This window comes from Deinococcus aestuarii (assembly GCF_018863415.1).
GTDB lineage: Bacteria > Deinococcota > Deinococci > Deinococcales > Deinococcaceae > Deinococcus > Deinococcus aestuarii.
Genome location: NZ_JAHKSN010000001.1, coordinates 425761 through 446352, shown reverse-complemented (window position 1 = coordinate 446352; position 20592 = coordinate 425761). Strand labels below are relative to the sequence as shown.

General features: G+C 71.8%; 23 protein-coding genes. 15 read left to right on the top strand and 8 right to left on the bottom strand.

Features of this window, described 5'->3' with window-relative positions:
- Nucleotides 1-6 precede the first annotated feature (6 nt).
- Complete coding sequence (locus IC605_RS02135) at nt 7-777, bottom strand: YkgJ family cysteine cluster protein (protein ID WP_216318221.1); 771 nt, start codon at nt 775-777, stop codon at nt 7-9.
- 36 nt (nt 778-813) lie between these two features.
- Here IC605_RS02135 and IC605_RS02130 point away from each other — a divergent pair, with 36 nt between their 5' ends.
- The 7 genes from IC605_RS02130 (at nt 814) to IC605_RS02100 (ending at nt 7476) form a co-directional block, all read left to right on the top strand.
- Nucleotides 814-1839: an HD-GYP domain-containing protein gene (locus tag IC605_RS02130; RefSeq protein WP_343216473.1), complete on the top strand. Its 1026-nt coding sequence runs from the start codon at nt 814-816 to the stop codon at nt 1837-1839.
- 135 nt (nt 1840-1974) lie between these two features.
- Nucleotides 1975-2796, top strand: a complete 822-nt coding sequence (locus IC605_RS02125) for a phosphotransferase (protein ID WP_216318218.1) — start codon at nt 1975-1977, stop codon at nt 2794-2796.
- Nucleotides 2797-2823: 27 nt separating this feature from the next.
- Nucleotides 2824-3447, top strand: a complete 624-nt coding sequence (upp, locus tag IC605_RS02120) for a uracil phosphoribosyltransferase (RefSeq protein WP_216318212.1) — start codon at nt 2824-2826, stop codon at nt 3445-3447.
- 66 nt (nt 3448-3513) lie between these two features.
- Nucleotides 3514-3960 (top strand): hypothetical protein, encoded by a 447-nt coding sequence (locus IC605_RS02115; protein WP_216318845.1) that lies wholly within the window; start codon nt 3514-3516, stop codon nt 3958-3960.
- Between the two features lie 150 nt (nt 3961-4110).
- The gene (locus IC605_RS02110) at nt 4111-5259 is read left to right on the top strand and encodes an MraY family glycosyltransferase (RefSeq protein WP_216318210.1); all 1149 of its coding nucleotides are present in this window, start codon (nt 4111-4113) and stop codon (nt 5257-5259) included.
- A 13-nt stretch (nt 5260-5272) separates the two neighbouring features.
- Nucleotides 5273-6442 (top strand): non-hydrolyzing UDP-N-acetylglucosamine 2-epimerase, encoded by a 1170-nt coding sequence (gene wecB, locus IC605_RS02105; RefSeq protein ID WP_216318208.1) that lies wholly within the window; start codon nt 5273-5275, stop codon nt 6440-6442.
- 47 nt (nt 6443-6489) lie between these two features.
- Complete coding sequence (locus tag IC605_RS02100) at nt 6490-7476, top strand: diacylglycerol/lipid kinase family protein (RefSeq protein WP_216318205.1); 987 nt, start codon at nt 6490-6492, stop codon at nt 7474-7476.
- Between the two features lie 40 nt (nt 7477-7516).
- On the opposite strand, the gene IC605_RS02095 is transcribed toward IC605_RS02100, so the two are convergent.
- On the bottom strand, nt 7517-8227 hold the full coding sequence (locus IC605_RS02095) for a tetratricopeptide repeat protein (protein ID WP_216318202.1): 711 nt from the start codon (nt 8225-8227) through the stop codon (nt 7517-7519).
- A gap of 148 nt (nt 8228-8375) precedes the next feature.
- Here IC605_RS02095 and IC605_RS02090 point away from each other — a divergent pair, with 148 nt between their 5' ends.
- The 8 genes from IC605_RS02090 (at nt 8376) to IC605_RS02055 (ending at nt 14893) form a co-directional block, all read left to right on the top strand.
- Nucleotides 8376-11255 carry a tetratricopeptide repeat protein gene (locus IC605_RS02090; protein ID WP_343216486.1) on the top strand — a complete coding sequence of 960 codons (2880 nt, stop codon included), beginning with the start codon at nt 8376-8378 and terminating at the stop codon, nt 11253-11255.
- 47 nt (nt 11256-11302) lie between these two features.
- Entirely contained in the window at nt 11303-11659 is a 357-nt protein-coding gene (locus tag IC605_RS02085; RefSeq protein WP_216318196.1) for a DUF3208 domain-containing protein, read from the top strand.
- A gap of 16 nt (nt 11660-11675) precedes the next feature.
- Nucleotides 11676-11870 carry a hypothetical protein gene (locus IC605_RS02080; protein WP_216318194.1) on the top strand — a complete coding sequence of 65 codons (195 nt, stop codon included), beginning with the start codon at nt 11676-11678 and terminating at the stop codon, nt 11868-11870.
- Entirely contained in the window at nt 11867-12112 is a 246-nt protein-coding gene (locus IC605_RS02075; RefSeq protein WP_216318192.1) for a hypothetical protein, read from the top strand. The genes IC605_RS02080 and IC605_RS02075 overlap by 4 nt, the downstream gene beginning before the upstream one ends.
- 371 nt (nt 12113-12483) lie before the next feature.
- Nucleotides 12484-13470 (top strand): porphobilinogen synthase, encoded by a 987-nt coding sequence (gene hemB, locus IC605_RS02070; protein WP_216318189.1) that lies wholly within the window; start codon nt 12484-12486, stop codon nt 13468-13470.
- Nucleotides 13471-13472: 2 nt separating this feature from the next.
- Complete coding sequence (locus IC605_RS02065) at nt 13473-14012, top strand: cyclin-dependent kinase inhibitor 3 family protein (protein ID WP_216318187.1); 540 nt, start codon at nt 13473-13475, stop codon at nt 14010-14012.
- A gap of 21 nt (nt 14013-14033) precedes the next feature.
- Nucleotides 14034-14330 (top strand): antibiotic biosynthesis monooxygenase family protein, encoded by a 297-nt coding sequence (locus IC605_RS02060; protein WP_216318185.1) that lies wholly within the window; start codon nt 14034-14036, stop codon nt 14328-14330.
- A 68-nt stretch (nt 14331-14398) separates the two neighbouring features.
- Nucleotides 14399-14893, top strand: coding sequence for a hypothetical protein (locus IC605_RS02055; protein ID WP_216318182.1), 495 nt, complete (start codon nt 14399-14401; stop codon nt 14891-14893).
- A gap of 105 nt (nt 14894-14998) precedes the next feature.
- On the opposite strand, the gene IC605_RS02050 is transcribed toward IC605_RS02055, so the two are convergent.
- The 6 genes from IC605_RS02050 to sdhC all read right to left on the bottom strand — a co-directional run bounded on the left by IC605_RS02050 (nt 14999) and on the right by sdhC (nt 20406).
- A complete protein-coding gene (locus IC605_RS02050; protein WP_216318179.1) occupies nt 14999-16375 on the bottom strand; it encodes a cytochrome P450 in 1377 nt (458 codons plus the stop codon).
- 44 nt (nt 16376-16419) lie between these two features.
- The gene (locus tag IC605_RS02045; RefSeq protein WP_216318176.1) at nt 16420-16914 is read right to left on the bottom strand and encodes a DUF2243 domain-containing protein; all 495 of its coding nucleotides are present in this window, start codon (nt 16912-16914) and stop codon (nt 16420-16422) included.
- A gap of 165 nt (nt 16915-17079) precedes the next feature.
- Complete coding sequence (locus IC605_RS02040; RefSeq protein WP_216318173.1) at nt 17080-17835, bottom strand: succinate dehydrogenase iron-sulfur subunit; 756 nt, start codon at nt 17833-17835, stop codon at nt 17080-17082.
- Between the two features lie 71 nt (nt 17836-17906).
- Nucleotides 17907-19658: a succinate dehydrogenase flavoprotein subunit gene (gene sdhA, locus IC605_RS02035; protein ID WP_216318170.1), complete on the bottom strand. Its 1752-nt coding sequence runs from the start codon at nt 19656-19658 to the stop codon at nt 17907-17909.
- 14 nt (nt 19659-19672) lie between these two features.
- The gene (locus IC605_RS02030) at nt 19673-20050 is read right to left on the bottom strand and encodes a succinate dehydrogenase hydrophobic membrane anchor subunit (RefSeq protein ID WP_216318167.1); all 378 of its coding nucleotides are present in this window, start codon (nt 20048-20050) and stop codon (nt 19673-19675) included.
- Nucleotides 20047-20406: a succinate dehydrogenase, cytochrome b556 subunit gene (sdhC, locus tag IC605_RS02025; RefSeq protein WP_216318165.1), complete on the bottom strand. Its 360-nt coding sequence runs from the start codon at nt 20404-20406 to the stop codon at nt 20047-20049. Before sdhC ends, IC605_RS02030 begins: the two co-directional genes overlap by 4 nt.
- Nucleotides 20407-20592 lie beyond the last annotated feature (186 nt).

Below are 20592 nucleotides of genomic sequence, written 5' to 3'. Positions count from 1 at the left end.
GGGGGCTCAGCCCAGCTCCAGCACCGTGGGGTGCGCCAGCCCCACCGCCCTCGCCGCCCGCCACGCCCCCCGCGTGTCCCCTCCCTCCACGCAGCTCATAAAGGCCCCGTCGCGGGCCAGGGTGGTCAGGACCCAGAAGTCGCCCCACGCCTCCAGGCCCCACTCGGCGCGCATGGCTTTCGCCGCCGCCGCCCAGATCGGCTCCGACAGATGTTCGAGGGGCGCGATGAAGTGCAGCTCGCCGTCGGTGCCGGGCGTGCGGGCGACCTCGCGGCGGTACGTTTCCCGCTCGCGGCGGGTCATCTGCTCCAAGGCCCCGGCCTCGCAGTAGCGGGCGGGCAGGGCGCTGAAGGTGTCGCGGCAGCGGGTGGGCCGCACGTCGTAGCGTGAGCAGCCGCCCGTCCCCCGGTCGAGCAGGGGGCAAAAGCCCACCTCCCGGCGGTGGCGCTCGACGTACACGTCGTCGTCCGGCGCGGTGCGGGCGTTCCCGATCACCCGGCGGGCGTGGGCCTCCACCCGCGCGGCCTCCTCCTGCGTGAGGGCCTGCGCGGTCACGAGCGCCTCGGCGAGGCTGACCCGGACCGGCATGTTGCAGCACGCGAAGCACCCCGCCCCGCAGGAGACCCGCCCGCCGCGTTCCTGGTACCCCGCCGTCCAGGCCCGAGCACGCCGGGTATAGGCGTCGTAGCCGCGCCGCACGGCGTCCGTCACCCGTGCCGAACGGGCCGGGGAGGGGGCGGGCCTGAAGTCTCCGGGGGGGGTGGGGGGACGCAGCATCGGGGGCCAGGGTAGCGCGGGTATACTCGCCGCAACGTGTTCCGACGCCCCCCTCGCCCGCAGACCGCGCCCGAACCCGACCCCCGCCCGGCGGTGGCCGCCGAGAGCCCCTCCCCCGCCCGGACCCCCGACGCGGCCCGCGTGCTGGCCGACCTGCTCGCCCGCCCGACCGCCGAGGGCATCCTGGAGGGGGCGCTCGCCCACGGGGCGGGCCTGCTCGGCGGCGGGATGCAGGGGTACGGGGTCTTGCGCCGGGGCGAAGACCGGGTGGCGGCGGTGCTCGGCTATCCCAAGACGCTCGTCGGCGCCGTGTTGAGCGGTCCCTGGACCGGCCCCCGCCCCCGGATGCTCGCGGGGGGGAGCCGTGATCTCTACGCGCAGAATCCGCCCGAGGTGCACGCCCGGCTCGACGAGTGCGGGCTGAAGGACGCGGCGTGGACACTCGTCGTGCCGCTGGCGGACCGGGGGCGCAACCTGGGCGCGCTCGTCTTCGACGGCCGGGCGGCGGGGGAGGTCGCGCCCGCCGCACAGGAGGCCGCGGCGCGCTGGGCGGGGGCCGTCGCGCCGCTGCTGAGTCTCGTGGGATCGCGCGACGACTGGCGGCAGGCGTCCCGGCAGCTCACGGTCGCCCTCGTCGAGGCGGTCGAGAGCCGCGAGTTCGACTCGCTGGGGCACGCGCAGGCGGTGGCGGAGACGGCCCTGCGCCTCGGGCGGGCGGTGGGGCTGGCGGGGCGCGAGCTGGAAGAACTCTGGTTCGCCGCCACCCTGCACGACCTCGGCAAGATCAACGGCGAGGCCGGGCACGCGCAGGTCGGCGCGAACTTCCTGCACGGGGTCCCCCAGCTCGCCGAGTCGCAAAAGGCCATCCGCCACCACCACGAGCGCTGGGACGGCGGCGGGGAGCCGGGCGGCCTGAGCGGCGAGGACATCCCGCTCTACGCCCGCATCCTCGCCGTGGCGAACGCCTCGGTCCGCCTGGGCGACCCCGAACGCCTCAAGGCCCAGGCGGGGGTCACCCTCGACCCGCGCCTGGTGACCGTGCTCGAAGGGCTGCCGCAATAGGCCTTTTTCCGCACGCCGGGGGGAATGGCCCGCGTGCTCTTTGCGCGGTGACGTTCGCCGTCCGGGCCGGGGCCGTCTCCCGGCGCCTGCGCCCCTTTCGTCGTCCACGCCCACGGGCCCCGCTATGATGCGCGGGTGACCTCCGGCGGCCCGACCTCCCTCCGTTTCCCCGTGCTGGAGGCCCGCTACGGCCCCCTCACCCCGATGGACCAGGGGATGCAAAGCCGCGTGTACAGCACCCCGGACGGGCGGGTCGTGGTCAAGGTCTACCGCAACCAGCAGGGAGAACACCGCCTGGAGGCCGAGAACATGCGCCGCGCCGCCCTCGGCGACTGGGTTCTGGGCGCCGTGGAGGCCGACGGGGTGGAGGCCCTGATCATGCGCCGTTTTCCGGGGCACCCCCTCACCGTCGCGGACGTGCCCCGCGCCCTGCCCCGGCTGCGCGAAATTCTGGGTGCCCTCCACCGCGAACGGGGAGAGGCTGTGGACCTCAGCCGCCTGCGCGAACGCCTCAAGCGCTTTCGCCGCGCCCTGGCCGCCTATCCCCTCGACGATCTCTTCGACGCCGTGGAGGAGCCGCTGGAGCGCGGGCTGCTCGACCAGCCCTCGGCGTTTTGCCACCTCGACCTGTGGCAGGACAACATCCTGATCGCGCCGGAGGGGGAGGTCATCGTGATCGACTGGACGAAGGCCGCGTGGGACGACCCCCTGCGCGACATCGCCCTTCTCAAGACGGGCACCCTCGACCTGCTCTCGCCCGACGCGAGCCTGGACGCGGCCCTGACCTTCCTGCCCGACCGGGAGGCGGCGACGGTGACGCGGCTGCGGGCCTACCTCGCGCACACCTACCTGCACGACCTGTACTGGTTCCTGATGAACGAACCCTATGAGTTCGACGGCCAGCGTGGGCCCAAGCTCTCGCGCGCCCGGCACGTCCTCGCGCGGTTGCCGGGCTGACGCCCACCGGGCGGGTATGGTGGGGCCATGCTCACGGTCGTGACCCACCCCCTGATTCAGCACAAGCTCTCCCTGATGCGCAGCGTCGAGACGGGGGTCAAGGAGTTCCGCGAACTCGCCGCCGAGGTCTCCATGCTCCTCGCCTACGAGGCGATGCGCGACCTGGAGCTGAGCCCCACCCATCTCATGACCCCCCTGCAAGAGGGCGATTTCCCCATGCTCAGCGGCAAGAAGCTCGCCCTCGTCGCCATCTTGCGCGCGGGGCTGGTGATGACGGACGGCATCCTCAGCCTGGTGCCCGCCGCGCGGGTCGGGCATATCGGGCTGTACCGCGATCCCCTCACCCTGAGGCCCGTCGCGTACTACAACAAGCTCCCCGCAGATATCGCCGAGCGCCGGGTCTTCCTGACCGACCCCATGCTCGCCACGGGGGGCAGCGCGAGCGCCGCCATCCAGTTCCTCAAGGACGCGGGCGCCCAGTCCATCGGGCTGATGTGCATCCTCGCCGCGCCGGAAGGGGTGGCCGTCATCGAGGCCGAACACCCCGACGTGGAGATCGTGGTCGCCGCCGTGGACGAGCGGCTCAACGACCACGGCTACATCGTGCCGGGGCTGGGGGACGCGGGGGACCGGATTTACGGGACGAAGTAGAAGGCTTTTGTCATCACCCAGAGAGCCTCTTGGCGTTCTTCAGTTCTGCTGCTTACACTCCCCGCCATGTCCTCCCCTGCGCGCCGACGTGCCCTGACGCTCCAAGCGCGGCGGCGGGCTCTCGACCTCCTCAACTGCACTCCTGCGGCACGGGTGATTGGGGTGCAAGACGTTTTTGTACTTCCACCCCTCCTGCAAGCCCACTGGGAGGCGTTCATACGCATCGAAAAGCCTTTGGGCGAAGCCTTGCCCAGGTCGCACGACAGTCGGACTCGGACTCGCTGGATTGCGGAGCCGCTGGAACATCGTCAATTCCCGCTCCGCCTGACGCTCGTCCTGTTCCCGACAGCCATTTACCTCGACATGTACGACGTGGTGTGGCTTCAGCAGCTCGACACCCACCTCAAACCCTTTGACGTTGTGCTGATCGAGGGTGAGCAGAACATGCTGGCTTTCAGCGATGACGAGGACGCGCTGAGACGGCTTGTCGTCTGCGACGGTCAAGTGCTCTGACGCTTACACCGAGAAGTGCAAGGGTTCTGGTAGGGGGCGAGTGGGCACACTGGCCTGACGCTGAACGGACGAGGTTATCCCAGCCCCATCCCCTTCCCACTTTCGGCCGTCGCCTCCCCTCACCTCTTGCCTTTAGACTCCGGTCAGCTTATGGACTCCCTGAAGGCGCTCGCGGCGCAATTCGGTATCGCGGACCTGTTCGGGCGCGGTTTTCTCAGCGTGCTCCTCACCTTCCTGACGGCGTGGGTCTTCACCTGGCGCTTCATCCCGGGGGTGCGCGCCTTCGCCCTCGAGGTCGGGTGGGCCGACCAGCCCAACGCGCGGCGGCTGAACAAGGAACCGCTCCCCAACGCGGGCGGGCTCGCCATCTTCGCGGGCTTCCTGCTGGGCGTGGTCGTCGCCTGGGCGCTGCGGCCCATCGTGATCGAGCAGGTCAACATTCAGGTGCTTGCCATCCTGCTCGGCGGCGCGGTGCTCGTCCTGGTGGGCTTCATCGACGACCAGTACGGGCTCTCGCCCGCCTTCCGGCTCGGCGTGCAGGCGCTCGCGGCGCTCCTCCTGATCGTGAACGGGTTGCGGATCGACCTGAACGCGATTCCCTTCCTGCCCACCCTGCCCGCCGCCCTGAACGACCCGCTGAGTTTCCTCGTCACGCTGTTGTGGATTGTGGGCCTGACCAACGCCGTGAACCTGATGGACGGGGTGGACGGGGTGGTGGGGGGTGTGGGCTTTGTCGTGAGCATGGTGCTGCTCGCCACGGCGGCGCAGTTCGCGGACCGGGCGGCGGCGGTCGTGCTGCTCGCCGGGCTGGCAGGGGCGGCGCTGGGGTACTTGCGGCACAACTTCAACCCCAGCCGGATCATCATGGGAGACGCGGGGGCGTACCTCTTCGGCTACACGCTGGCCGCCGTCAGCCTGCTCGGCACCCTCAAGGTGAGCGCCGGGGCCAGCCTGCTCGTGCCGCTGCTGGTGCTCGCATTGCCCCTCTTCGACACCACCCAGGTCGTGATCGGGCGGCTGGCGCGGGGCATCCGCAACCCGCTCGGCCACCCCGACAAGACGCACATCCACCACCGTGTCCTCGCCCGCACGGCCAGCGCGCGGCGCACGGCGGTCATCCTCTGGGGGGTGGCCCTCGCGTGCGGGGTGCTGGGGATGCTCGCCCAGGGGGTGCGGTTCCCGGTGATCCTGGCGACGGTCCTGGTGATCCTGGTGTGCCTGTGGTTCGTCACCTACCGCCGGGTGCGCGCCCACGGGGAGGAGGTGGCGGGCGTGCCCTCCTCTCCCGGAAGCGGCTGATAACGTGACGCCGATGACCGAGTTGCCTTCCGAATCCGCCTCCCCCACGACTGACCGACGCATCGTCCTCGCCTTCGGCACCCGGCCCGAGGCGACCAAGATGGCCCCGGTGTACGCCGCCCTCGCGCGCCAGCCCGGCCTCACGCCGCTGATCCTCTCCACCGGGCAGCAGCGCACCATGCTCGACGAGGCCCTCGCCGTCTTCGGCCTGACCCCCGACGAGGACCTGAACGTCATGACCGACCGCCAGACCCTCGCGGGGCTCACCGGGCGGATCGTGCCCCAGGCGGGCCGCAAGCTGCGCGAGATGGGCGCGGACATGGTGCTCGTCCACGGGGACACCACCACCTCCTTCTGCGTCAGCCTGAGCGCCTTTTACGAGGGCATTCCGGTCGGGCACGTCGAGGCGGGGCTGCGGTCGGGAAGCATGGCCGAACCCTTTCCGGAGGAGGCCAACCGCCGCCTGACCGGGGTGCTGTCCACCCTGGATTTCGCGCCCACCCCCGGCAGCCGCGCCAACCTGTTGCGGGAAGGCAAGGACCCCGGCGGCGTCTTCGTGACCGGGCAGACCGCCGTGGACGCCGTGCGCGAGGTGGCGGGCCGGGTGCCCCTGCGCCCTGAATGGCGGGAGCGGCTGGAGGCGGGGGGGCGGCTGGTGACCGTGACGATGCACCGCCGCGAGAATCTGCCCGTCATGGCGGAGATGGCACAGGCATTGGCGGACGTGGCCCGGATGTACCCCGACTGCCACTTCGTCTACCCGGTCCACCTGAACCCGGCGGTGCAAGAGGCGGTGCGTCCGGCGCTGGAAAGATTGCCCAACTTCGAGCTGGTAGGGCCCCTCGATTACGCGAACATGGCGCCCCTGATGGCGGCCTCGGCGCTGCTGGTGACCGACTCGGGCGGCTTGCAGGAGGAGGGGGCGGCGCTCGGCGTGCCCGTGGCGGTGCTGCGGAACGTCACCGAGCGACCCGAGGGGCTGGAGGCGGGGGTGCTGCGGCTGGCCGGAAATGACCCGGACTCCATCCGCGAGGTGATCGGCGGGCTGCTGGGGGACGAGGCCGAGCTCGCGTGGATGCGCTCGGCGCGCAATCCCTACGGGGACGGGCAGGCGTCGGGGCGCGTCGCGCAGGCGGTGGCGTGGCACTTCGGGTTGAGCGGAAAACCGGAAGACTGGCAGTAGAGGCGGGAACCGGGGTGTCGGCTCCCTCCACCGTATCCTCTTCCCACGTGACCCAGACCGAGCCTCCCCGTCGCCTCGCCGTCGTCCTCAACCCCACCGCCGGGCGGGGCCTCGCCGGGCGCGAATGGCCCCGGCTGGAGGCCGAACTGCGCCGCCGCGAACTGTCCTACGACCTGATCACGGAGGCGAGCGGCGCGGCGGCCCTGGAGCGGGTTTGCGCCCTTCCTCCCGACGTGGCAGTTCTGGCGGTTGGGGGAGACGGCACGGTGACAGCCCTGCTCCCCGCCGTGGTGGACGCGGTGGGGCAGGGGGGAGGCCGGCCCCTCGGTCTGGTGCCGCTGGGCACCGGCAACGATTTTGCGGGGATGCTCGGCCTGAAACCGGGGGACTTCGCCGGGGCGCTCGGCCGCCTCGCCGCCCCGCCGCGCCGGGTGGATGCGCTGCGGGTCCGCGTTGTGGAGGGGGACCTCGCGGGCACGTCCCGCCTGCTGCTCAACGGGCTGGGAATGGGTCTCGACGCCCAGGTCGCCGCGCTCCTGCGCCTCGCCCCCGCCCGCCTCTCGGGTTTCGGGCGTTACGCCTGGGCCGCCCTCACGGCGCTGCGTGACCTGACCCTGACCCCCGTGACCGTGGAGGTGGACGGCCGCGCCCTGTACAGCGGGCCGAGCTGCCTCGCCGCCGTGATGAACGGCACGCGCTACGGGGCCGGATTCCGGATCAGCCCGCTTTCCGACCCCGCCGACGGCCTCCTCGACGCCGTGGCGAGCGGCCCGGTGGACCGTCTCCAGGTCCTCGGCCTGATGGCGCGGGTGTTGCGGGGCCGTCACCTCGGGCACCCCCGGGTCCACCACGCCGCCGGGCGCCGCGCGGCCGTCACCTGGGCGCGGCCCACCCACCTTCACCTCGACGGCGACCTCGCCGGGCGGGTGACGCGGGTGGAGGTGGAGGTGCTGGCGGGGGCGGTCACGCTGCTGGGGGGAGCGGTCAGCCCTCAGCCGTCAGCGGTCAGTCCAAAGCGAGATGCCCCGGCCTGAGCCGAGGCGTCTTGTGCTGAAAGCTGACGGCTGAGGGCCCCTACTGCAACGAGGCTAGCCGCGCCTTCGCGTCTTCCAGGTCGCGCTTTTCCCAGAAGGTGTTGGCGGGGAGGCTCACGGCCTTCTGGAGCTGGGCGGCGGCCCCGGCGCGGTTTTTCTGGAGCAGGAGGGCGTTGGCGTACTCGATGCGGTGGACGGCCACGTCGGGTTCGAGGGCGATGGCCTTCTCGAAGTTGGGGGTGATCTGGTTTCGGCTGGCGCCCGTCGCCTGGGTCGCCACGAAGCCCTTGCTCACGAGGTTGGCGTTCCACAGCCCCAGCGCGACGTAGGCGCCCGCCATGTTGGGGTTGAGCCGCAGGGCCTGGTCGAGGTTCTTCTTCATGTCGCCCGCCAGCCCCAGGCTCTTGAGAATCCCGCTGTACTGGGCCAGCCTCCCCTGCGCGCGGGCCAGCTCGAAATAGGCGTCCGCGTTGTTCCTGTCGAGCGCGATGGCCTGCCGGGCGTACCCCTGGGCCCGCTCGAAGAGGGCCTTTTTCTGGTTGTCGGGGCTCAGGCCCGCCCCGGCGGTCGTGGCCTCGGCGGCGAGGGCGAACCCGGCCGCCGTGTTCAGGGCGGCGGCGACGCTGGCGGCCTCCTGCCACTTGCCCTCGTCGAGGAGGGCCTGGGCGGCCTGCTGGCTCTGGGCCCCCGCCGCCACGGCAGCGCTGAGAGCCAGGGTGACGAGAGCCGAACGGAAACGGGCTGGACGCATGGATTCCTCCTGGGATGGGGATGGGAAGTGTGAAAACTGGACCGAGTATACACAGGGCCCCGGCGTGACGCTGACGGCGCCGTCAGGCCCGCGCCCGCCTGGGTCCGGGCGGAGGGGGCGGGGGTGCTACCCTCGGCATACCTTGAACGTGTCCGCGTCCGGCCTCGACTGGAGGGGGGTCCTCGCCGACCTGCGCGCCCACCTGCTCCCGGTGGAGGGGGAGGCGGGGCGGGAGGTGCGTGGCAGCCTGCGCTGGCTGGAGGCCGAGATGCGCTCGCGCGGGGCGAACGGGTCGAGTGTCCGCAACATCGTGTACCGCGACGTGGGCACCCCGGCGGACAAGGCCGCCCTGCGCGCCATCCTCGAAGGGCTCGCGCGGGAGGCCGGGCGGCCCCTCGGCCCCGTCCAGGCCCCGCCTCCCCCCCTCCCCGACGAGCTGGAGCTGCTCGGCCGGGCCAAGAAGCGCGCGTACAAGCAATTTCTGGCGGGCGTCCGGGCGGGCCGCGCCCCCCGGTTGATCGTGACCGGCCGGGCCGGGGCGGGCAAGACGATCCTGCTCGACCACCTGGAGCGGGCGCTGCGGGGGCTGGAGGCGGGCCCGGTCGTCCGGCTCAACCTGCGGGGCGACGTGACGGCAGGGGGGCCTCTCCCGCTTCCCCCGTCGGGCACGTCCTTCTCGGCGCGGGCGCAGGCGCAGTCGGACGCGGCCCGGGCCGTGCTGCCCCCCCCGCCCGGCGTGCTCCTCGCGCGGGTGACGGCAGACCTCTCGTTCGCGGGAGAACCGCCCCGGGGCCTGGGCGGCTCCCCCCTGTCCCCCGCCGCCTGGGCCGCCGAACACCTGCTGCGCCGCGCGCCCCCCGGCGTGGCGGTGCTCCTCGCGCTGGAGGACGCCGCCGGGCTGCCGGACGGGACGGCAGAGGTGATCGAGCTGCGCCCCCCCACCCCCGCCGAGGCCCGCGCGTACCTGATGGCCCGGCTGGGCATTCCCCGCGAGCGGGCCGAGGGGCTCGTGCGCGAAACGGGGCGGCACCTCGACCGGCTGGCCCTGCTGGCGGGGCCGGGAACGGGGGAGACGGCCCCCGACCGCCTCCTCGCCGACCCGGACGTGCGGCGGCTGGCGGCGGCCCTCGCGGCGCTGGAGGTCGGGGCGGGGGAGACTGTGCCCGGCTCAGTCCTCTCTGCTGCGCTCGGCGTGGCCGTCGCCGCCGTGCCCCCGCACGCCCGCGCCCTGATGGGGGAGGGGGAGGCGGGCTGGGCGCCCCTCTCCCCGCTGCGGGCCGCCCTGGGGCACGTCCCGGCGCGGGAGGTGGAGGAGGCTCGCCGCCGTGTGGCGGACGCTTCCCCGGTCCCGGACCTCGCCCGCTTCCGGCTCACGGCCCTCGCCGCGCTGGGGGACTGGGCCACGCTCGCCGGGCACCTCGCCGCCGCGCCCGACGACGCCCGGCACCTGCCGCCGCTGTGGCCGCGGGTGCGGGCGGAGGCGCGGGGGGAGACCCGTGAGACGCTCGCCCGGGCGGTCGCCGCCCACCACGCCGGGCGCGGCGAGTACGACGAGCCGCACGCGCGCGACGCCCTCTTCACCCTGCTGGAGTCCCCGAACCCCGCCGTCCGGGGCTGGGCGCGGGCCAAGCTCGCCGAGAGCAGCGTGGACGCCGGGAACTTCGGGGCGGCGACCGCGCAGCTCGCCCACCCCGACCTGGAGGGCGTGCTGGCGGACGCCCCCGACCCCTGGACCACCGCCGCCGGGGCCGACGCCCTGCTCGTGCGGGCGGCCCTGGCCCGCTGGCGCGGCGACTTGGAGGCGGCCACCCGGGCGGTCAGCGACCCCCGCACCGCGCACGGCGGGGCCCGCGCCCACCTCTGGCGGGGCCTGATCGCCAAGGACGCGGGGAGGTGGGATGAGGCGCTCCGCCACCTCCACCTCGTGCCGGGGACGAGCCCGCTCCTCTCCGCCCGCGCCCGCTATCAGGAGGGCGACCTGCGGCTGCGCCTCGGCCAGCCCGCCGCCGCCCTGGAGGCCCTACAAGGCGCCGCCGCCCGCCTGGAGGCCGCCGGGGGCACCCCCGAGGAACGCGCCCGCGCGCTCGCCCGCGCCGGAACCGCCCTGCGCCGCCTGGGCCACCCGGGGGAGGGCTGGGCCCGGTTGCAAGAGGCCCTCGCCCTCCTGCCGAACGGGAGCGGGGGAGGAGGGCGGGGCGACGCGGTGCTGCGTGCCCGCCTCCTGAGCGAGGGGGTGCCCGTCCTGCTCGCCCTGGGACGGCCCGACGCGGCCCTGGCGGACGCCGCCCGCGCGCTCTCGCTGCTCGCCCGCCCCGGCCCCCGCCGCCCCGAGGCCGAGTACCGCCTGCGCCGCACCGCCTACCGGGTCGCGCTCGCCTACCTCACCCGGGGGGTGGGCCTGCCCTATCTCCAGCCCTTCGCCGGGCCGCGCCGCGACCACCCCGACCTCGCCCACGCCCGGGCGCTTCTCGACGCGGGGCTCGCCGGGGCCGACGGCACGAGCGACCGCGAGCAGGTCCTCACCTTCGACATGCGCCTGAGCCGCGCCCTCGCCGACCCCGACCCGCGCGCCGCGCTGGAACACGCCGACCGGGCGCTCGCCATGACCGACCACCCCTACGCCGAGGCCCAGGCCCGCGCCATCCGCGCCGAGGCCCTGCTGCGTGGCGGGCAGAACGAGGCCGCCCTCGCCGAGATCAACCGCGCCCACGCCCTCGTGCGCCGGGTGCAGCTCGGCCTGCCCGGCACCCACGCGCCCGACCCCGGCCTGACCGCCCAGCTCCTCGCGCTGGAAGCCCGCGCCACGGTCCTGGACGGGGAGAAGACCCTGGCCTGGCTGCGCGACGCCCTGCGTGACCCCGCCCTCGCCCCCTTCCGGCCCGGGGTGTGGCGGGAGGCGGGCCGGGCCCTGGAACACGGGCACCCGCGCCCGGGGGCCGTATTGCGCGCCCTGCATCCCGGCTGGGAGCCCGGCTACCTGCGGGTGCGCGACGCGCTCGCCTTGCTCGAAACCGGGCCGGAAGGTTAATCCACGGCCCCCGTTCCTGTGTCCCGGAGCGGGTATGCTGGGGCGCGATGAGCACTCCCTACGCCCACGGCGGAGGCCGCGCCGCCGTGAGACTGCTTCAGGGTTACGTCTGGCACCCGGCGGACGCCGACGTGGACCTGGAACACTACCTGCCCCACGAACTCGATGAGGCCCACGTCCTGTGGGATCAGGTCACGCCGCCCTTCGCTTTCTTCGAGAACGGCCAGCCCACGGCCGGGCAGACCTTCTACCAGTTCACGGTCCTGCGCGTGTACGACGACAAGCCCGGCGGTGACGCCCTGCACAGCGACGCCGAGACGGCGAGCCAGGCCCTCGGCCCGCTGCTGGACGCCACCCCCGAGGGCGTGGGCTGGCAGCTCTGGGAGGACCTGCGCGAGCTATGACCCCCGCGAGCGCCGCGTGATCGACTGGCTCGACCTGCGGGTGGAGGGTGACCCCCACCCCCGCCGTTTCGACGGCCCCGCCAGCCTGCGGACGTACCTGGAGCGGGTGGAACGCCTGCCGGACGCGGCGATGAGCCTCCTGCTCGACCGCGGCGAGGTCGGCCCGCCCCACGCCCGGCGGAGCTACCGGGTGGAGCCGCTCCGGCGGTGAGCGGGGCTGCGCCCGTACAGGAGTACGTCACCCTGCCGCAGAGCCCCGACCCGGCGACCCTCGCCGCCCTGCTCGCCACGCCGGGCGGCGCGAGGCTGAGTGCCCGAACCGGGACGGACACGGCGGGCCGCTCCCGCGTGGTCCTGACCGTCGAGCACGCCGACCCCGAGGTGGTGGCCGGGACCCGGCAGCGGCTGTTGCGGGCCTGCCGGGAACGTGGGGTGCGGGCCTTCGTGGTGTGAGGGGCGTAGGTGCGGAGGGAGTTCTACCGAGGCCCTGGATTGATCCGCGTGACGGAAGACGTTCTTGGTTCCTCCCTATCGCGACGGTTGGTGTGGAACGGGCAGCACGCCAGCCGGATCGGGGGTAGTTGCTCCCGCTCCCCCTGCGGGTGACTCGTAGAGCTGCGCAGCAGAGGGTCGGGGAGAGGGGTGACGAGCGCAGCTCATCCTGCTGTCAGACGAAAAAAATCTTGCAAGCCCGTCTCTCAACTCACATCAGGCGTCCTGAGTGAGCACGCCGGGTGGGCGTGAACTGGCACCGCGTCAGAGGCCCATCCGAACCTCCGCCCCCCTCTCAATCCCCCGCCCCGCCCTGCGCTAGCCTGCCTTCCATGTTGGACCGTCCCCGCCGCCTGCGCCGCACCGCTGGCCTGCGCGCCCTGACCCGCGAGGTCACCTTGACGCCGCAGCACTTCATCCACCCCATCTTCGTCCACGAGGCCGAGACCGAGGACCCCATCGCCACCATGCCCGGCGTGAGCCGTCACAGCGTGCGGGGCGCGGTCGAGCAGGCCAGAGCCGCCCATGCCCTCGGCATCCCCGCCGTGATCCTCTTCGGCATCCCCGACCACAAGGACCCCGGGGGGAGCCAGGCCTACGCCGAGGGCGGCGTGATCCAGCGCGCCGCGACCGCCATCAAGGCCGCCCTGCCCGACGTGACCGTCGTCGCCGACACCTGTCTGTGCGAGTACACCGACCACGGGCACTGTGGGCCGCTGTGTCAGACGGGGGACGGCGAGTGGACCGTGGACAACGACGCCGCGCTCGACCTCCTCGCCAAGACGGCGGTGTCCCAGGCGCGGGCGGGCGCCGACGTGGTGGCCCCCAGCGCGATGATGGACGGTCAGGTCGGCGCGATCCGGACGGCCCTCGATGAGGCGGGCTTCTCCCACGTGCCCGTCATGGCCTACGCGGTCAAGTACGCCTCGGCCTACTACGGCCCCTTCCGCGACGCGGCGGGGAGCACCCCCAGCGTCGGCAACCGGGCGTCGTACCAGATGGACCCGGCGGGCGGCGAGCGCGAGGCGCTGCGGGAGGCGAGGCTCGACGCCGAGCAGGGGGCGGACTTCCTGATGGTCAAGCCCGCGCTGGCCTACCTCGACATGGTGCGGTTGCTGCGCGACACCTTCGACCTGCCCCTCGTCGCCTACAACGTGAGCGGCGAGTACGCCCTGATCAAGGCCGCCGCGGGGCTCGGGTACATGGACGAGCGCCGCACCGTGCTCGAAACCCTGACCGGGATGCGCCGCGCCGGGGCCGACGCGATCATCACCTACCACGCCCTCGACGCCGCCCGCTGGCTCCGGGGGGAGGGGTGAGCGTGACCAGTGAGACGCACCCCATCCGGGTGGACTGGGTGGAGACGGGATTGTGGCCGGGCCGCCTGGGGCTGACCTTCGCCCCCGGCAAGAAGGGCGCGAGCGTGCTTCAGGCCGGAGTCATCCACGACCGGGACCTCGGCGCGGACCTCGGGCGGCTGGCCCGCGAGGGGGTGCAGGTCATCGCCCCCCTGATCGAGGACCACGAGTTCGAGCTGCTGGGCATCTGCGAGTACCCCGCGCTCGCCGAGGAACACGGCCTGACCGTCCTCGCCTGCCCGATCCGCGACCGCGACGTGCCGGGCGACCTGGGCGGCTTCGGGGCCTTCCTCGACGAGCTGATGGACGCCCTGCTGGATGGTCGCCGGGTCGTCGTCCACTGCCGGGGCGGGCTGGGGCGGGCTGGGCTGACCGCCGCGTGCCTCCTCATCCAGGCGGGAATGCCACCCGAACAGGCCGTCGCGCGGGTGAGAGAAGCCCGCCCCGGCGCCATCGAGACCCAGGCCCAGGCTCAGTTCGTCCACGACTTCGCCCGCCGCTGATTCATGCAGGAGGCCCCCGCCATGATCACCGTCGCCAACCGCATCTACGTCAACCCCCAGTACCACGAGCAGTTCGAGGCCCGCTTCCGCGAGCGCGCGGGACTGGTGGACGGGATGCCCGGCTTCGTCGCCAACCACGTCCTGCGGCCCACCCGGGAGGGCGAGCCCTTCATCGTTCTGACCTTCTGGGAGTCGCGCGAGGCCTTTGAGGCGTGGACGATCTCCGACGCCTTCCGGCAGGGGCACGCGAGAAGCGGCACCCTGCCGAGGGACGCCTTCACTGGGCCGAACGTGCTGGAGATTCATGAGGTCGTTTAAAGTGGCGGGCCGCGCTGAGCGCATGTCTCCCTCACCGGCCCGTCAGCTCCGCCCCCTACACTGAGGACATGATGAAAGCGACGCTGGCCTGCCTGAGCATCGCCGCGCTTCTCGCCTCCTGTGCCCCGGCCCTGAACCCGCCCGTCACGGGCCGCATCGTCAACGCCACCAACGGCCAGGAGGGGACCGTCACCTTTTCCCCCGGCGCCCTGAGCGGCGGCACGAGCAACCCCTTCGGCGGCAACAACACGACGATTCAGGTCGGCGGCCAGACGTACGGGGGCCGCACCGCCCTCGTCGACGCCTCCAGCACCGTGACGGTGCGCCCCGCCGTGGACGTGGGCTTCGGCTTCGGCACGGGCCCGTACAGCGACCCCTTCTTCGGCACCCGCCTGGGCACCACCACGCAGACGCGCAACGCCCTGCGCACCGGCAACCTGATCGCCAAGTCCTTTGCGGCGCCCACCCGCACCATCACCTGCACCCTTCAGGTCAACGACGGCTACCACGGCGTCGGCGAGTGCACGGGAAGCGACGGGGCGCGGTACGCCTTGCAGTTTTAGGAATTCCAGGGAGGCGGTCAGCCTTCAGCCGTCAGGGGTCAGTCGGGAAGGGGTGGCCCCTGACGGTTTGCCTGATGGACGCGCTCGCCGGGAAGTGACCGTCAGTCAGGCCAGCAGGCTCACCGCCGGATGCCGCACCCCGCGGACGGTGAGGTGCAGGCGACCATCCGGGCTGGGGGTGGGGCGCGAGACCTCACGCAGGCGGGAGGCGGGGTCGAGGTGCAGGTTCAGGGTCCGCACCACGGCGGCCGCGTTCAACAGGATCAGCCCCTCGGCGAGCCCGCTCCCCAGGCAGGTGTGCGCTCCCACCCCGAAGGGCACGTACGCCCCCGCCCGGCGGTGTTCCGCTCGCTCGGGGCCGAAGCGTTCCGGGTCGAACCGCTCCGCCCGGTCAAACACCTCGTCCAGCCCGTGGGTGACGGTCGTGGCGAGCAGCAGGTCGGTGCCTGACGGGACGGTGTGCCCGGCGAAGGTGAAGTCCCGCGTGACCCGTCTTGTCAGGGCCGGGGCGATGGGATGCAGCCGCAGGGTCTCCAGCACCGCCCGGTGGAGGTGGGGCGCCCGCCCGAGGGCCTCCGGGGTCGGCGGGCCGTCCCGGAACAGGGCGTCGGCCTCCTCCCGCACGCGGGCGAGCACCTCCGGGTGGCGGTGCAGGCGGTACAGGACGAAGGCGAGGCTGTTCGCCGCCGTGTCCAGCCCGGCGATAAAGGCGCCCAACGCCGCGAAACGCACGTCCTCGTCCCGCCAGAAGTCGGGGCGCTCACGCTGGGCGGCCAGCACGTCGTCGATCAGGTCGTGCGTGCGGTCCTCCCCCGGCGGGTGGGCGCGGTGCCACGCCACCAGCTCGTCCACCATCCGGCCCACCCGGCCCTTCGCGCGGCGGTAGCGGGGGTCCGCCAGGGCGGCGCGGGGCCAGCGGCGGGTCACGGTGACCATCAGGCCCGTCTGCACGAAGGTCAGGATGTCGTCCAGGGAAGGCCGCGCCGTTCCGCCCACCGCCACCCGGGCGAGCTGTTCGGTCACCACCCGCTTGCACCAGCGCGCCACCGGGAGCCGTTCGCCTGCCCCCAGCGCCGCCAGGTCCTCGGCGGCCACCGCGAGCGCCGGGCGCAGGTTCGCCTCGAAGTGCGAGCGGCTGTAGGCCCGGCGCTCGGCCCGCCGGAACGCCCGGTGGGGCTCGCCGTCCACACTGATCAGGGAATGCCGCACGCCCCCCATCTCCACGTCGTTGGCGTGCCACGCCTCCCACGAGCGCAGCACCCCCGCGCCCTCCCGCATGACGAAGCGGTTGGCCTCCAGCCCCGCGAGCACCGTCAACCGCACGCCGGGTGCCGTGACCGCGAAGACCGGGCCGTGCGCGCGGTAGGCCCGGGTGAGGAAGCCGCGCGTGTCCGCCCCCAGCGCCAGGGCGTTGCCCAGGATCGGCCACCCCGGCGCGGCCGGAACGGGGGAGTGGAGCGCCGGTGCGAAGGTGCTGTTCATGCCTCCCAGCATGGCATCTCCACCTCCCCGTAAAGGCCTCCCGCTCAGCCGCGCGCCGCGCGCATCAGTCTCCAGCCGATCAGGAGCATGACCGCACCCCACGCCAGATACCCCAGATCGTAGGCGAGCCAGGCCGGGCCGGGCCGCACATGGTGGACGCCCAGAATCTGGTGGTCGATCAGCCCCTCGACCACGTTGAACAGGCCCCAGCCGAAGAGCAGGGTGCCGAGGAAGGTGGCCGTCCGCCAGGTCGCGCGGCCAGCCCGCAGGCCGCTCCAGAGCAGGAACGTCCCCAGCACGGTGAAGACCCAGTTCAGGCTGTGGAAGAGGCCGTCGCCCAGGGTATTGATGCGAAGGTTCTGAAGCGTGTTCGGCGGGTACGGCCCGCTCACCATGTGGTGCCATTGCAGAAGCTGGTGCAGCACGATCCCGTCGAAGAAGCCGCCCAGCCCCAGCCCGAGGAAGACCCCGCCCGTCATCCAGCGCCGCTGCTCCGCCGCCTGCTCCCCGAGCCTGCCCCGCTCTCCCCGTGTGGTCATCGTTTCCCCCTCCGAAAAGTAGGCGAGCGGGAGGGCCGGGAAGGTACGGGCGCTTTCAGAGGGACTTGAGCTTCGGGCCATGCAAAAGGGAAGAGGCGGAAGCCTGCGCCTCCGCCCCTCTGTCTTGTTCTGACCGCTGACGGCTGAAAGCTGAGCGCTCTGCCCTTACGACTGCTGGTACATCACCGCGCGCTTGACCTCCTCGATCAGTTGGGTGATCGGGATGTCGCGCGGGCAAGCTTCCGTGCAGTTGTAGGCGGTGCGGCAGCGCCACACGCCGGTGTTCTGGTTCATGATGTTCAGCCGCTGGTGGGTCGCCTGGTCGCGGCTGTCGAAGATGAAGCGGTGCGCCTGCACGATGGCGGCCGGGCCGAGGTACGAGCCGTTCACCCAGAAGATCGGGCAGGAGGTCGTGCACGCCGCGCAGAGGATGCAGTTGCTCGACTGCGCCATCCGCTCGGCGAGTTCGGGCGACTGGAGCCGCTCACCCGCGGGCGGCGGGCTCTCGTTGATGAAGTACGGCATGATCGCCCGGTAGGCGTCGAAGAAGGGCTCCATGTCGGTCAGCAGGTCCTTCTCGACCTTCAGGCCGCGGATGGGCTCGACCGTCAGCGTGCCGCCTTCCTTCACCACGTCGCGCAGCAGCGTCTTGCACGCGAGCTGGTTGCGCCCGTTGATCATCATCGCGTCGCTGCCGCAGATGCCGTGCATACACGAGCGGCGGAAGGTCAGCGACGGGTCCACGAACCACTTGACGTAGTTCAACACGTCCAGCACGCGGTCGGCGGGCTGCGCCTCCACCGGGTAGGTCTCCCAGTGGGCCTTTTTGTCCTTTTCCGGGTTGAAGCGGAGGATCTTGACCTTGATGTGCATCATGGGCACGTTCGGGGCGGCATTGGAGGGGGGGTAGTACTCGGGCATGTCTTTCCTTTGCAGAGGTGGGAGGTGGCCTGACGCCTCAGGAAAAGCTTTCGCTGCAGGCCACACTTCTCCTAGTACACGCGCGGCTTCGGCTCGAAGGCCCGGGTGTAGCCCTTGAGCGACACAGGCTTGTAGCCGATGATCACGTTGTCGGGGTTGCCGAGGTCCTTGTAGGCCATCGTGTGCTTGAGCCAGTTGGCATCGTCGCGCTCGGTGAAGTCCTCACGGTCGTGGGCGCCGCGCGACTCCTTGCGGTTGAGCGCCGAGGCGGTCGCGGCCTCCGCGCAGTCGAGCATGAAGCCGAGTTCCATCGCCTCAAGCAGCTCGCTGTTGTAGCGGACGCTGGGGTCGGAGACACCGACCTGCGTGTAGCGGGCCTTGAGTTCCTTGATGATCTCGACCTGTTTTTCCATGTCCGGGCCGTTGCGGAAGATGCCGACGTTGTTCATCATCGACTCTTGCAACTCCTTGCGGATCATGGCCGAATTCTCCTTGCCGGAGGCGTTCTTCAGGCGGTCGAGCGTCTCCACCGTCTCGCGCTCGGGGTCTTCGGGCATCTCGGCGTACTCGACCTGCTGCGCGTACTGCGCCGCAAAGATGCCCGCCCGCCTCCCGAAGACGATCAGGTCGCCCAGCGAGTTCGTGCCAAGCCGGTTCGCCCCGTGCAGCGACACGCACGCCTGCTCGCCCGCCGCATACAGCCCCTCGACCGAGGTGCCGTTGCCGTCCGCGAGGCACAGCCCGTTGATGTCGGTCGGGATGCCGCCCATCGCGTAGTGCGCCGTCGGCTGCACCGCCACGAGGTCCTTCACCGGGTCCTGCCCCAGGTACGTGCGCGCGAGGTCGGTGATCTCCGCCAGCTTGCCCTCGATGACCTCGCGCGGCAGGTGCGTCAGGTCGATGTGCACGGCGTCCCGGTCGCGGCCCACGCCCCGGCCCTCCCGAATCTCGGTGATGATCGAGCGGGACACGATGTCGCGCGGCGCGAGGTCCTTGATCGTCGGCGCGTACCGCTCCATGAAGCGTTCGCCGTCCGAATTGCGCAGGATGCCGCCCTCACCGCGAATACCCTCGGTCACGAGGATGCCCAGCTTGGCGAGGCCGGTCGGGTGGAACTGGTAGAACTCCATGTCCTCCAGCGGCAGGCCCTTGCGGTAGTAGATGCTCATCAGGTCGCCCGTGAGCGTGAGCGCATTCGAGGTGATCTTGTAGATGCGCCCGTACCCGCCCGCCGCCAGGATCACGGCCTTGGCGTGGAAGGTGTGGAGCTCGCCGCTCGCGAGGTGGTAGGCCACCACGCCCCGGCAGCGCCCCTCCTCGATGATGAGGTCGGTGACGTGGAACTCGTTGTAAAAGTTGGTCCCGGCCTTGACGTTCTGCTGGTAGAGCGTTTGCAGGATCATGTGGCCGGTGCGGTCCTTGGCGTAGCACGACCGCTCGACCGCCGCCTTGCCGAAGTCGCGGGTGTGGCCGCCGAACTTGCGCTGGGCGATCTTGCCGTTGTCCAGCCGCGAGAAGGGCAGGCCCATGTGCTCCAGCTCGTAGACGGCCTCGATGATGTCCTTGGCGAAGATTTCGGCCGCGTCCTGGTCGGTGAGGTAGTCGCCGCCCTTGACGGTGTCGAACATGTGCCATTCCCAGTGGTCCTCGGCAACGTTGCCGAGCGCGGCGCCGATGCCGCCCTGGGCCGCGCCCGTGTGGGACCGGGTGGGGTAGAGCTTGGAGATGCAGGCGACGGACACCCCGCCCTTGGCGGCGTAGAGCGCGGCCATCAGCCCCGCCCCGCCCGCGCCGACCACCAGTACGTCGTAACGATGGTGCATATCAGTCCTTTACGTCAGATCGAGAACAGCCCGATGGTCCCCAGGGTGAAGATCACCGCGCTGATGGTGTAGAAGATGGTCTTGACCCACGCCCGGTTGGGCCGCGTTCTCACGTAGTCCTCGATGGAATACCGCGCGCCGTTGACTCCGTGCAGCAGCGAGAGGGCCAGGATGGTCCAGTCGTAGAACTTCCAGGCGGGCTGCTGGAGCTTGTTCACCACCGCGATATAGGTGGCGTCCGCCTCGCTGACCTGGATGAAGGTCATGTAGATGTGGCCCAGCACCAAAAAGACCAGGATCAGGCCGCTGATCCGCATGAAGATCCACCAGTTCAGCTCGGCGTTGGAGTGCGCCTGCTGCCGGGCGTCCGTGAAGGTGCGCGCGCGAATCACGCGTGACCCCCGAGCAGGCGGCTGATCACCACGAAGGCCGTGTAGGCGGTGGCAAGCAGCGTGAGGCCCAGGACGGCCCAGAACATCTGGCGCTGGTAGAGCACACCCATGCCGGTAAAGTCCATCACGATGATGCGCAGGCCGTTCAGCGAGTGGTACACCACCCCCGCCGTGACCGCGATGAGCCCCAGGCTGAAGATCGGCAGTTCGTAGGTCGTGTGCAGCGCCATGTACGCCCGCTCACCGAACATGAACAGGCTGATGCTGATGACGTGCACCAGCAAGTAGGCCAGGATCGCCAGCCCGGACAGGCGGTGAAGCACCCACGCCCACTGCCCCTCTCTTCCTCGGTACATTCCTCTTCCTCCTCTTGCTCCCGCGCCCGCTCACGCCCCCCGCCCCTGCGGGCGGAAGGCGGGGTTGCCAGACCGCTTGCTTGCCGTGTGGGTGAAGCTTCACGCCACCTTTTCAGACAGCCCACAGGATATCATCCCGCCTCTCTTCCCTTGCGGCAGGCATTCCACTCCGGTGGACGCGCCGTG